The following is an 11,878-nucleotide window of genomic DNA, read 5'->3' as shown; positions in this document are numbered from 1 at the left end:
GAGGGGTGTGTCGAGTGTGCGGGGGTGCTTGAGGAGTTCGGGTGGGCGGTGGGTGCGCTCGGGCGGGTGTCTGCCGACGATGTGATGGGTGGCGGATGGGAGGAGCGGCTTCCCGAGGTGCGGGAGGCCGCGGTGCGGGCGGCGTTGCGGGAGGCCGCGGCGGGTGGTGCCGAGGCCGGGGCTGACGCTGGTGTGGACGCCGCAGCCGCGGCCGGGACCGGTGCTGGTGCTGGTGCTGGTGGTGTGGTGTCGGTGGGTGGTGCCGGGCGGCGGCGCGGTGTGCGTCGTGGAGTGTTGATGCTGGCCGCGTCGGTGGCGGGTGCGGTGCTGGGTGGCGGGGTGGTGGCCGGGGTGGCCGGTCAGGACAGTGGTGGTGGTGACAGTGGCGGAGTGGCGACGCTGGCACGGCCGGCGGGTGAGGGTGTGATGCGGGGGGTGTCCGCGTCAGGTGTGCGGGCGGCGGTGCTGGCGCGGGGGACGGCGTGGGGATCGGAGGTCACGCTGGAGTTGTCGGGGGTACGGGGACCCTTGGAGTGCACGCTGACGGCGGTGACGTCCGGTGGTGCCCGTGAGGCCCTCTTGAAGTGGAAGGTTCCGGCGCAGGGCTGGGGTGTGCCCGGCTCGTCCAAGGAACGGCTGGTGACGATGACGGGGACATCCGTTACCCCCGAGGACATCACCGGTTACATCATCGCCACCACCGCAGGAAAAACCCTCCTCACCCTCGACCGCGCCGACTCACCCGGGTGATCCCACGGATTCTCCGTCCGGCCGATTCCACCGGTGAACCCGCTCTTTCCGTGACGCGTACCAAATATTGAACAGGCATTCTTGGACCAGCGGAAAGAGTACATTGTGAAGAAGTCCATCATCGCTTCTCTGGTGGCGTTGCCTCTGGTGGTCGGCGGCGGATTCGTACTGATGGACCGGCAGGACGGAGGGACGGGCCCGATCAAGGCGGACTCGGTTCCGGCGCTCTCGACCAAGGCGGGCGCCAGTGCGGGAATCGGAGAGTTCTGCGTCTTCCCCGACCGCGACTTCGGGGGCAGATTCGAATACGGCGGTTCCATCGGGTTCACGTTCCCGAACTACTGCCTGAAGCCAGGCGAATTCGATGCCGACCTCGCGGACAATCGCGATGTGGGGATCGGCGGCAGAAGCGGCATCGACAATGTGGTGTCCTCGATATCGAACGATACGGACATCGCCTACTGCGTCTATCTCGCCAAGAACTTCGAGATCGGCTTCGGTGAGATGGAGATTCCGCCCCGCACTTCCTTCGCGTACGTCGGGGACCTGAACAACGACGGCATCACCTCGATCCGCCCGAAGAACTCCCGGCAGGCCTGCTGACCTCCACCGCGGCAACCGTCGGCTTCAGGCGAGGCTCCTGCAACCGCGAGGGAGACAGGTGTCTCTCTCACGGGTACAGGAGCCTCGGGCGTCGCGCGCGGCGGGTGATCGCATGTATCCGGTCAGGAACCGCTGACGATCTCCGCAACGGCGCCGTACGACGCGGGGCGTCCATGAGGACAGGCTTTCATCGAAGCTCGGTGCGCGACGATGCCTGTCCCGGGAACCCGTCCCGCGCTCGAACGAGCAGTCCCGGCAGGGACAGGGCACCCGGCCCGAAGAAGACCAGCATCAGGAAGCTCCAACAGAACAGCACCGGGGAGAGGCCTCCGTTCTGCAGGGGGAACAGCCCGTCCGGCTGGTGCTCGGTGAAGTAGGCGAACGCCATGATCCCCGAGCTGAGGAACGCCGCACCACGCGTCATGACCCCGAGAAGCATGAGAACGCCGCAGGCCAACTCGATGATCCCCGCGTACCAGAAGGGCCAGTCCCCCACGGGAGCGCTGCGCCGCCCCAGCACTCCGAAGACGGTGGCGGCGCCTTCGCCGGCGAACAGCAGGCCGAGGACGATACGGAACGCGCCGAGGACGAGCGGCTGGTGACCGGCCAGCCGGTCGCTCAGGGATGGGGTGCTCATGGGCGGGTGCTCCTCGAATCGATGGACGTGCTCCCGGCGACGCGGCGTCCTGCACTGGGCCGTCGCATCGCCGGCGAGGGCTGACGCAGACCGGGGGCGGCACGCCCCCGTCCGCCGGACCCCGGGGCGGGTCAGCCGTCCGTGTACGCGTCCAGGTGCGGCAGATGGTGGCCGAGGCGCTGCCGCTTGGCGCGCAGGTAGGCGATGTTGCTCTCGCACGGCGGTGTCAACAGCGGCACCTGCTCGCTGACGGGGATGCCGTACCGCACCAGCGCCTCACGCTTGCGCAGGTTGTTCGACAACAGGCGGACCGACCGCACCCCCAGGTCGTGCAGGATGCCGGCCGCCGCGCCGTAGTCGCGCGCGTCCACCGGCAACCCGAGCGCGAGGTTCGCGTCCACGGTGTCCAGCCCGTCCGCCTGCAGCGCCATCGCGCGCAACTTCGCCACGAGCCCGATGCCGCGTCCCTCGTGCCCGCGCAGATAGACGACGACGCCGTGTCCCGCGGCGACCACGGCCCGCAGGGCGGAGTCCAGTTGCTCACCGCACTCACAGTGCTGGGAACCGAACACGTCACCGGTCAGGCACTCCGAATGCAGCCGGGTGAGCACGTCATGAGTGCCCGGCGGCCCGAACACGAGGGCCATGTGCTCCTCGCCCCGTTCGTGATCGAGATAGCCGACGGCGGTGGACAGGCCGTACACCGTGGGCAGGGGAACGCTGACCACGCGTTCTACGCCGGTGTGCGGTACGGGTACGGGAAGGCTGCGGACGGCCTCCCTGGGCTTCCTGGTCATGATTCCTTCGGTTTCGAACTGAGCGACGGGATACGGGTGGTCCTGGCTGATGCGCCGCGGGAAGCGGCAGTGCACGCCCCCTGCCCGGCAGCCGTCGGGCGCCGGCCGGCCCGGGTCAACAGCAGGGCGGCTCCCGGCAGGCTCGCGGTGAGGCTCAGCACGCCGTAGACGGCGGCCGCGGCCAGGCCATGGCCGGCGCCCAGCTCCGCCGCGCCGAACGCCCAGGACGTGACGCCTTCCCGCGGCCCCCAGCCTCCGGTGGACGGCGACAGACAGGTGGCGAGCAGGGCGAGCGCAGCCAGCGGCAGCAGGCGGGTGGTGGGCGCGTCGACGCCGGTGACGCGAGCGGCCAGCAGGAACAACATCGCGTGACCGGCGAGAACAACGGCGGACGAGCTGAGGATTCTGGGTCCGTCACGGCGGGACAGCAGAGCCCGGCGGGCCGCGGTGAGCGGGCTCCGGCCCGGTCGGCCGGTGTGCGGGCGGCCCATGCGCACGGCCATGAGAACAGCGAGCGCGCCCCACGCGGCCAGTACCAGGAGCGGTATCACCCGCCGGGCGGTCCCGCGCACGGGAGACGGCACGCACAGCAGCACAACAGCACAGGCCACGGCCAGGACGACCAGCCCCACCGCCCGTTCGGCCGTCCCGGCGCGCGCCCCTCGCCCGGTCTCGCCGACGCCGTGCCCCACGGCACGCCACACGGGCCCCGGGACACCTCCGGGCGCCACGACACCGAGGAACAGCGCACGGTAGTACGCGGCCACAGCGGTGCCCAGGGGCAGGCGGACTGCCATGCCGCGCGCCACGAGCTGCCACCGCCACGCACCCGACACCGTGGTGAGCGCGCCGATGCCGAGGGCCGCCAACAGCACGGTGGCATCGATCCCGCGCATCCCGTACAGCAGCGTTCCGCCGCCCAGCCGCCACACCAGGAGGGCGACGGCGGACAGACCGGCGACAGCGCCGAGACGGCGGGAAACGCCACGGACACCGCGCAGTGACCGGCGGACCCTTCCGTGCGACCCGGCGGGCGGCCCGGACCGACGCGGCAGCGGATACGGACGGCCCGGCGAGGACCCCGTGAAATCCCACAGGTACACGGAGCCGGCCGCGGCCACGGACGGGCCCTGGGCGCAGGCCTTCGGACATGACGTCATGCGACGGCTTCCGCACGGCCGGGCGGGCCGAGTGGGTCAGTGCGCGGGCCGAGCAGGTGGGTGCGCGGGCCGAGCGGGTGGGTGCGCGGGCCGTGAGGGAGCCGGTTCCGGGGTCCGTCCGGCACTGCCGCAGCCTCTGCCGCGCCGCATCGGCCGCCCGCTGTGCTGACCCTCATCTCATGCTCCCGAGCCCACCGGCGGACCGGCCAGCACGTCGGCGAGATCCCGCGAAGTGGCCGCCCAGCTGCTCAGGTCCGCACGACGGCCGCGGGCGGCCGACTTCAGACGGTCTCGTACGCCGGCGTCGCCGAACCAGTCGCGCAGCGCGGCAGCCAGCGCGACGGGGTCCCCGGGCGGCACCAGGATGCCGGGCAGTCCGCCGCCGGGAGCGCGGCCGACGGCCTCGGGCAGTCCTCCGGCGTTCGTGGTCAGCACCGGGATGCCGCGGGCGAGTGCTTCGGTGACCGCCATTCCGTAGGTCTCGGCGTGAGAGGCGAGGACCATCAGGTCGGCCGCGGCGAAGCCGGCGTCAAGGGCCGCACCGGACTGCGGGCCGGCGAGGCGGACGCGGTCGGTCATCCCGTACCGTTCGATCAGCCCGCGCACCCGTGAGACGTACGCGGGGTCGTGGCCGAGGCCGCCGATCAACACACAACTCCACGGCAGGCCGGTGAGTTCGGCGAGCGCCTCGACGAGCAGGTGCTGGCCCTTGCGCGGGGTCACCGCGGCGACGCACACCAGCCGGGAGACGCCGTCGGTGCCGCCGGCGAGGGGCGCGATGTCGGCTCCCGGAGCGGCGACATGGACCCAGTGGGGATCCAGGCCGTGGTGGAACGTCAGACGACGCGCCGCCCAGCCGCTGGTGGCGACGACCGCGGCAGCCGCCCGCAGGACCGTGCGCTCCCTGGCGTCCAGCTCGGCGGCCAGGGACGGGGCGAGACCGGTCTCGTCGGCCAGCGGCAGGTGCACCAGCACGACCAGGCGCAGCCGTTCGGCTTCCGGGACGACGGACTCCGGGACGCCGCAGGCGACCAGCCCGTCGAGCAGGACGACCGCGCCGTCCGGCAGCCTGCGCAGTACGGCGGCGAGTTCCGCGCGGGACGCGGCATCCGGCCGGGGCCACTGTCCGCCGACCGGATGCCGGTGCACCTGCCATCCGGCACCGGGCAGGTCGAGGCAGACCCGGCGGTCGTAGGCGTTGCCGCCGCTGGGGAGAGCCGGATCGTCCACCCCGTCGGGGAGGACGAAGTGCACGGAACGCAAGGGCATCGGAACGGACTCCTTCTGTTCGGGCGCGGCGCCAGGACGCCCCCGCAGGACCGAGCCCCGTCGGCGCACCCGGAAAGCCCCGGCCGGCACGTGTGGCTCACTGATCCCTGCTACGCGTGGCCCACCTGGAGGGTTCAGCCGTCACCCTGTGCGTGCACGCCCCTGTGAACCAGTGGCCGTACGTCGCCGTAAAACCGGTGATGGGTGGCATCCGGCCTGAATCGGTCACGCCGGACGCATTCGGGAATCGAGGCTCTGGCGGATGCTCGGCTGGAAGAGCGAAATAGTCCTGGAAAAGCTGATGCGGCAGTACGGCAGGTGGCACGCCTTCACCCGTCCGCAGTACGAGGAGGTGACCCGAGAGATCCTCCCCGCGGGCATCGCGGACCTGACCATGAAGGGCTACCTGCGGCACTTCGTCATGGACGGTTCCCCGCGCTGGGCCGTGACGCGTGGGGCGGCGGAGGAGTACGCGACGTACCTGACGGACAACGGGCCGTTCGGCGCGACGGCCTCCAGCGACGAGGAGATGGCACTGGACGAGGCCGTGTTCAGGGTTCCCGTCTACGAGTTCAAGCCGCATGCCCTCCCGGGTGAGCCCTGCTACGACATGTACTTCCGGCACAGCCTGCGCTGGGACGGCCAACTCCAACTGTCCGCACTCTGGCGGGAATGGGTGGCCACTCAGAGTTTCCACTGGACGGTCGAGACCATGCGGAGGAGGCCTCACGTCCCCGAGAGACAGACGGGCGAACGTGAGAGCAGGTGGATGGCCGGCTACCTCGACTGGATCGGGCGAGGGCTGCAGGAGGGGAAGCCCGGACTTCCGTACGACGTGTGGCATGTCGTGAAGAACGTCCATCTCGGTGCGACGCTGCACGAGGACGTCAGAGGTTTCAAGCTCAACGCGGTGTACGTGGCCGGCGGACTGCGGGCGGCGGGGGGCCGGACCATGGAAGAGGTCCGACGGGACATCGCCCGCAGGATGACCGGTGTGCGCTGGGATCCCGACAGGGCGCTGCGCGGCGACGTGACCACCGACCGGGTCAGACGGGACTTCCAGTATCTGCACTACAAGCTCGGCGGAACGGATCCCGCCTACCACGGGAACAGGGAGAATCCGTTCCGTACGCGCCACAACTGGGACGCCGCGATCGCCCTCGGACCTCGAGGAATCCTCCCGGACGTCAACCTGGAAGCCGGCACGCTGGAGGCCGTGCACACGGGACGGCCCCTGACACAGCGGCAGAGAGCCGAGGCTGAGACGGAACTGACCCGGTTGTTCCTGGCGCTGCCGCCGCTGGAGCGTTCCCTGGTGACCGCATGGCGCACGAACCCTCCGCCCAGCTGGAAGGGAACATGGAGTCCGGACCGCGCGACCGGAGCCGGTCAGACGTCACCCGGTCTCCGGCACGCGGCGCAGCTGCCGGTGTCGAGCACGCCCGGCCGGCCGCATGCCACCGCTTCAGCGGGCCTTGGCCCTGCTGCGGACATGCCGCTCATGGCACACCCGGGCGGCCAGGCACCCGGACGCTGACGGCCCGCCCCTCACCGGGCGTGCCGTGGCAGCGGGCGTTCTCGCTTCCCGGGCTGCGGGGGCGGGCACGAGAGGGCCGGCGGGGACGTCAGCTGCGCGCCCGGCACCGCGCGGCGGCCTGCGACCAGAGCGGCCAGGGCCGCCAGATCGGGCTGGCGCATGACCTCTGCCGCCTTCACGCGGACGGGGTAGGTGCTCTCCAGCAGCGCGACCAGGCGCGCGACAGCCAGCGACGTCCCCCCGGCATCGGTGAAGTTGTCGGCGGGCGTGAGGTCGGGCTGGTCGAGCAGACGGCGGCAGGCAGCGAGCAGGAACGCTTCGGTGTCCTCGGCCTCCGGTGCCGGTGTGCTCCGCGTGTCCCCGGAGACCGCGGACGGCGCGGGGGCGGCCCGCAGGGCGAGCCGGGCCCGGTCCAGCTTGCCGTTGGCGTTCCACGGGAAGGTGTCGACGAAGCGCACCACGGCCGGCACCGCCTGCTTCAGCACCCGCGCGCGGGCGGCGGCCAGCACCGCGTCGGCGTCGGCCCGGGCCCCCTCGGCGAGCAGCACGAAGGCGGCCAGTCGCAGCCCTCCCCCCGTGCCGCGGAACGGGACCACCACAGCGCGCCGCACCGCATCGTGGGCCTCCAGGGCCGTCTCCACCTCGGCCGGTTCGATCCGCACACCGCTGATCTTGACCTGGTCGTCCATGCGGCCGAGGAACTCCAGCAGTCCGTCGGCTCGCATCACCGCCTTGTCGCCGGTCCTGTACACCCGGTCCGCGTAGGGCTGTCCCGCGGGGGCCGGCACGAACCGTTCGGCGGTGCGTTCCGGGTCCACGTAGCCGAGCGCCAGTCCCGCACCACCGATCCGCACCTCCCCGGCCCTTCCCCTCGGCAGGATCCGGCCGTCCTCGTCGGTGATGAAGACGGCACAGCCGGTCAGCGGCTCCCCGATCGGCACGCCGGCGGTCCGGTCGTCGCTTCCGGCCCGCAGCCGGTAGGCGGTGGTGAGCACGGTGGCCTCGGCCGGACCGTACACGTTGTGCACGACCGCGGTGCACTGCGCCGGCGGCCGGACCAGCATCCGGTCGCCGCCCACCAGGATGTGGCGCATGGCCAGGTGGGCGGGCCATGGCTGGGCGAAGGCGAGGTCCGCCAGCGGGGTCGGCAGCAGACAGTGCGTGAGACCCGACTCCTGCCACCACTGGAACAGCTCGGTCATCGACCCGCGGGCGTCCTCGGGCGCGACGCACAAGGCGGCACCGGACGACAGCGCCTCCCACAGCTCCTTGATGTGGGCGTCGAAAGTGGTGCCGACGAAAAGGCCGACGCGGGACCCGGGGCCGATGCCGAGCCGATGACAGGTCCAGCGGACGAGGTTGGCGACAGCCTCCCGCGGCAGCAGCGCCACCTTGGGCCTGCCGGTGCTGCCCGAGGTGGTGACCGCGCAGAAGGCCGCATCGGGCGCTGCTTCGGGCCGCCCGCCGCGCAGGGCGAGGACAAGTCCGTCCACCCCTTCGGCCGGCTCCGCGGTCCAGCCGGGCGGCAGCTCCGCGGCGCCCTCGGTGAGCAGGAGACGGAAGCCGGTGTCCTCCGCGAGCGATTCCACCCGTGGCACGGCGGGTCGCGCGCCGAGGGAGAGGTGGACCGCACCCGTCCGGGCCAGGGCGACCGCCGCGGCCACCAGCAGGGGGGAGCGCTCCAGACAGATCCCCACCAGCTCACCGCGGGCGACCCGGCCCTTCAGGGCCCGTACGATCCGCGTGGCGGCCCGGTCGAGCTCGCGATAGGTCCATGCGGTCGTGCCGCTCACCACGGCCGGGGCGTCCGGCTGCCTGGCCAGCCAGCTGTCGAACCACTCGAGCGGCCCTGTCCCCGGTGCGGGAGCGGGGGCGGGCTCACCTCCCCAGGCGATGCTGGGCAGCGGGTGGCCGGCCGGTTCCTGGGTGCCCATCAGATCTCCTCGGAGTGTTCGTGCGGGGGACGAGCCGGGGTGCCTGCGGCCGCGAGCGCGGCGAGGCGGGTCCCGGCGTCGGCGAGATAGGCCTCCAGCAGTGCGGCGAACCGTCCCTGCAGCCGGACGACCTGCGCGCGGTCGTACAGGTCGGTGGCGAAGTCCCAGATCAGCAGCATGCCGCCAGGACCCGACCGGGCGTTGACGGTCCGCCGGGAGTCGGGGATCAGCACCACGTCCAGGTCGAAGCGGGAGGTACCGGAATTGAAGGCCTCGTGGATGGAGACCTCCAGGCCGAGCCCCTCGACATGAGGGATCGGGGCGTCGTGCGCGCTGAACATCACTCGGAACAGGGGATTGTCCAGGCCGGTGCCGGAGTGCACGCCGAGTTCGCGGGCCAGGTCCTGGACCGGGACCGACTGGTGCGGCAGCGACCGGATCAGCACCTCGGTGACCTCGTCGACCGCGTCCAGCGCACTCCTGTCGGGCTCGAGCCGCACGCGCAGGGCGAGGGTGTTGACGAACATGCCGACGGTCTCCTGGAAGCCGGGCGGGCGGTTGCCCACCGCGCTGCCGATGACCAGGTCGGCCCGGCCGCTCTCCCGGCGCAGCAACTCCGCGAAGAGGGTGAGCAGGACCGAGAACGGGGTGTGCCCGTGGCTGCGGGCGGCGGCCCGCAGGCGTTCGGCCAGCCCGGGCTCCAGCGGTTGCCGCAGCTGGTCGCCGTGCGGGACGTCCCGGACCCGCCGCGCGTCCACCAGACCGGACAGCGGCAGGTCGAAGGCGGCGCCGTCCAGGGCGGTGCGCCAGTACGCCATGGCCGCGTCCTGATGGCCTTCCCGGTCCTCGACGGCCGTCGAACGGCGGATGTGCTCGATGTAGGAGCCCGGTTCCGGCAGGTCGACGGGGACGTCCTGGGCCAGCGAGCGGTAGGCGGTGAACAGGTCGCGCAGGACCAGGCCGAAGGACCAGCCGTCGTGCACCAGGTGGTGTTCGGTCTGGAGCAGCCGGTGGTGCTCCGTCCCCAGCCGGACAAGGGTCCAGCGCACCATGGGCGCCTCGGCGGTGTCGAACGGCTCGTCGTGCTGCTCGCGCCACACCTCCTCGAACGCCGCCTCCGGGTCCTCGGCGTCCGTGAGGTCCACGGTGCGGTAGCGCAACGGGCAGGTCTCCTTCAGACGCTGTCCGGGCGGGAACACCTCGGGGTCCACTTCGAGGCGGAAGGCCTCGTGGCGGGCGAGAACGATCACCAGGCTCTGCCGCAGGGCCTGCTCGTCCAGCGGACCGCGCAGGTCCAGGGCCGCGGTGAAGTTGTAGGCACGGCTTTCGGGGAAGAGCTCCTCGTGGAGCCAGATGATCTCCTGGGAACGGGAGAGGCCGATCATGCGGAGGCATCCTGTCCGCTGTGCGAGCACGGCTTGCGGTGGGGGCCGGACGGGGGCGCCGTCCCGGTGGGCGGGGTGGCGGTGACGGTGTCGCGCAGAAGGAACTCCAGTCGCTCGCCGTGGAGCCACTGTCCGCAGAGACCGGCGTGGTCGGGCCCGTCGGTGTCGGCCAGGCGGCGTCGGGCGTCGGCGATCCGGTGGCGGGCCTCGGAACAGAACACGTCGGCGAGTTCCTGGGCGGGCCCCGTCCCGTCGGGGTGTGACCGGGCGGCTTTGGCCAGGACCACGGACATGCTGAACAACTCGCCGGACAGCCTGCTGAGCAGGATGAGCGTGTGCTCCTCGGCGAAGAGCTCCTCGGGATCCGGGTGACGGTCCACCAGGTCGCGGCAGATGCGGGCGAACTGCACGGCCTGCTCGGCCACGAAACGCAGGTGACCGCCGTTGCGCGGGGACAGGGAGGTGGTCAGCGCGCTGACGTCGGTCGCGGTGCCGGCCACGGCCTGGGGCTTCGGGTAGTGGCGTGAGAGCAGGTGTCGTGCCGCCCAGTGGTCCACCAGGAAGTCCACCCCGCCGGACACACGCAGGGCACGCGCGTCACGGAAGAACCGCTCCACCGGCAGCGGCTGTGCGCCGCGCCGGGCCTTGCTCGTCGCCGTCTCCAGGCCCTCGGCGGCCAGCAGGGACACCGTGCGGTCCACGATGCGCCAACTCGTCATCGAGGTGATGTTCTTGGCCACCGTCTGCTCCGGGTCCAGGTCGATCCCCGGATGGCGCTGTTCGGCCAGCAGACACCACTCGGCCACGCTTTCCATGGCGAAGGTCTCGGCGAGGCCGGACGCCACGATGCGCTGGATCTCCTCGTACCGCTCCAGGGCCAGTCCGCCGACCGAGCGCCGCCGGACGAACTCCCGTGACCAGTGCAGGCAGAGCCTGCCGATGGCCAGGGCGGGCGCCGAGATGCCGTACATACGGCCCCGGACGCTGATGCTGTGCAGGGCCGGGACCAGGCGCCACTCGGTCTCGCTGCTCAGGCCGTCGAGGGTGAAGACCCGGCTGTTCGGGACGAAGACCCGGTCGAGGACGAGAGCCGCGTTGGGCAGTCCCTTCAGGCCCAGGAACTCGTGCCAGGACCTGACCTCGAAACCGGGGTCGCTCGTGTCGACGAAGAACAGACGGATGTGGTCGCGGCCGTTGTCGCGCACGGTGGCCGAGACGCGCAGCAGCCCCGCGACGGGGCCGTTCTGGATGAACACCTTCTCGCCGCTGATCAGGAAGCCCGTTCCGTCCTGGGTCGGCACCGCCGTGGTGGTCCGGGTCCGGTTGATCGCGCCGGTGGGCTCGGTGTCGGCGTCGCCCGAGATCGCGCCCGCGGCGAGGAGCCGCTCGATCTCGGATTTCAGTTCGCCCTCGGCCAGGACCGGCAGGTAGGCGCCGGCGCCCAGCCCGAGATGGACGGCCAGGACGAAGGAAGCGGTCACCGACCAGCTCGCGGTGGCCTGCATCATCCGGAAGGCGTTGTGGGCGGACAGGCCCAGCCCGCCCTTGTCGGGCGGGTCCTGGAGCGCGAAGTAGCCACGGGCGGCGCAGGCATCGTAGAAGCCGTCGGGGAGTGTGCCGGTGCGGTCCGTCTCGGTCGGGTCGACGGTCTCCCGCAGGAACCGCATCAGCTCGGCGACGGCGGCGTCGCCCTGGGCGCGGTCCTCGTCGGACGGGACGGGGAAGGGGCTGATCAGGTCCCAGCGCAGGCGGCCGAGGTGGAGCTCGGCCAGAAAGCCCGCCGCTGGGGTGGAGCCGTGTTGCATG

At 71.8% G+C, this 11,878-nt stretch carries 10 protein-coding genes; 3 read left to right on the top strand and 7 right to left on the bottom strand.

What is annotated here, in order from left to right; translation table 11 throughout:
* The first annotated feature begins 24 nt into the window (after positions 1-24).
* Complete coding sequence (locus FHX78_RS35990) at positions 25-750, top strand: hypothetical protein (RefSeq protein WP_145872392.1); 726 nt, start codon at positions 25-27, stop codon at positions 748-750.
* A 105-nt stretch (positions 751-855) separates the two neighbouring features.
* Positions 856-1,353 carry a peptidase inhibitor family I36 protein gene (locus FHX78_RS35985; protein ID WP_145872391.1) on the top strand — a complete coding sequence of 166 codons (498 nt, stop codon included), beginning with the start codon at positions 856-858 and terminating at the stop codon, positions 1,351-1,353.
* Positions 1,354-1,540: 187 nt separating this feature from the next.
* On the opposite strand, the gene FHX78_RS35980 is transcribed toward FHX78_RS35985, so the two are convergent.
* The 4 genes from FHX78_RS35980 to FHX78_RS35965 all read right to left on the bottom strand — a co-directional run bounded on the left by FHX78_RS35980 (position 1,541) and on the right by FHX78_RS35965 (position 5,216).
* Complete coding sequence (locus tag FHX78_RS35980) at positions 1,541-1,990, bottom strand: DoxX family protein (RefSeq protein ID WP_145872390.1); 450 nt, start codon at positions 1,988-1,990, stop codon at positions 1,541-1,543.
* A gap of 131 nt (positions 1,991-2,121) precedes the next feature.
* Entirely contained in the window at positions 2,122-2,787 is a 666-nt protein-coding gene (locus tag FHX78_RS35975; protein WP_145872389.1) for a GTP cyclohydrolase II, read from the bottom strand.
* Entirely contained in the window at positions 2,784-3,947 is a 1,164-nt protein-coding gene (locus FHX78_RS35970; protein WP_145872388.1) for a lysylphosphatidylglycerol synthase transmembrane domain-containing protein, read from the bottom strand. Before FHX78_RS35970 ends, FHX78_RS35975 begins: the two co-directional genes overlap by 4 nt.
* A gap of 177 nt (positions 3,948-4,124) precedes the next feature.
* A complete protein-coding gene (locus FHX78_RS35965; protein WP_145872387.1) occupies positions 4,125-5,216 on the bottom strand; it encodes a glycosyltransferase family 4 protein in 1,092 nt (363 codons plus the stop codon).
* A 262-nt stretch (positions 5,217-5,478) separates the two neighbouring features.
* Here FHX78_RS35965 and FHX78_RS35960 point away from each other — a divergent pair, with 262 nt between their 5' ends.
* The gene (locus FHX78_RS35960; RefSeq protein WP_145872386.1) at positions 5,479-6,753 is read left to right on the top strand and encodes a hypothetical protein; all 1,275 of its coding nucleotides are present in this window, start codon (positions 5,479-5,481) and stop codon (positions 6,751-6,753) included.
* Between the two features lie 11 nt (positions 6,754-6,764).
* On the opposite strand, the gene FHX78_RS35955 is transcribed toward FHX78_RS35960, so the two are convergent.
* From FHX78_RS35955 to FHX78_RS35945, 3 genes are read right to left on the bottom strand one after another with little or no spacing between them, the layout of a single operon-like run.
* Positions 6,765-8,687 (bottom strand): non-ribosomal peptide synthetase, encoded by a 1,923-nt coding sequence (locus FHX78_RS35955; protein ID WP_145872385.1) that lies wholly within the window; start codon positions 8,685-8,687, stop codon positions 6,765-6,767.
* Complete coding sequence (locus FHX78_RS35950) at positions 8,687-10,072, bottom strand: condensation domain-containing protein (RefSeq protein ID WP_145872384.1); 1,386 nt, start codon at positions 10,070-10,072, stop codon at positions 8,687-8,689. Before FHX78_RS35950 ends, FHX78_RS35955 begins: the two co-directional genes overlap by 1 nt.
* A complete protein-coding gene (locus tag FHX78_RS35945) occupies positions 10,069-11,877 on the bottom strand; it encodes an acyl-CoA dehydrogenase family protein (RefSeq protein ID WP_145872383.1) in 1,809 nt (602 codons plus the stop codon). The genes FHX78_RS35950 and FHX78_RS35945 overlap by 4 nt, the downstream gene beginning before the upstream one ends.
* Between the last annotated feature and the right edge of the window lies 1 nt (position 11,878).

Source organism: Streptomyces capillispiralis (assembly GCF_007829875.1).
GTDB classification, from domain to species: Bacteria; Actinomycetota; Actinomycetes; order Streptomycetales; family Streptomycetaceae; genus Streptomyces; species Streptomyces capillispiralis.
The sequence above is the reverse complement of the archived record's forward strand: the minus strand, read 5'-3'. Positions and strand labels throughout refer to the sequence as shown.

Bases quoted from the DNA above. Each gene is read 5' to 3' on its own strand.
- FHX78_RS35975 (WP_145872389.1), bottom strand. From the start codon at position 2,787: ATGACCAGGAAGCCCAGGGAGGCCGTCCGCAGCCTTCCCGTACCCGTA.
- FHX78_RS35965 (WP_145872387.1), bottom strand. From the start codon at position 5,216: ATGCCCTTGCGTTCCGTGCACTTCGTCCTCCCCGACGGGGTGGACGAT.
- FHX78_RS35970 (WP_145872388.1), bottom strand. From the start codon at position 3,947: ATGACGTCATGTCCGAAGGCCTGCGCCCAGGGCCCGTCCGTGGCCGCG.
- FHX78_RS35945 (WP_145872383.1), bottom strand. From the start codon at position 11,877: ATGCAACACGGCTCCACCCCAGCGGCGGGCTTTCTGGCCGAGCTCCAC.
- FHX78_RS35950 (WP_145872384.1), bottom strand. From the start codon at position 10,072: ATGATCGGCCTCTCCCGTTCCCAGGAGATCATCTGGCTCCACGAGGAG.
- FHX78_RS35955 (WP_145872385.1), bottom strand. From the start codon at position 8,687: ATGGGCACCCAGGAACCGGCCGGCCACCCGCTGCCCAGCATCGCCTGG.
- FHX78_RS35960 (WP_145872386.1), top strand. From the start codon at position 5,479: ATGCTCGGCTGGAAGAGCGAAATAGTCCTGGAAAAGCTGATGCGGCAG.
- FHX78_RS35980 (WP_145872390.1), bottom strand. From the start codon at position 1,990: ATGAGCACCCCATCCCTGAGCGACCGGCTGGCCGGTCACCAGCCGCTC.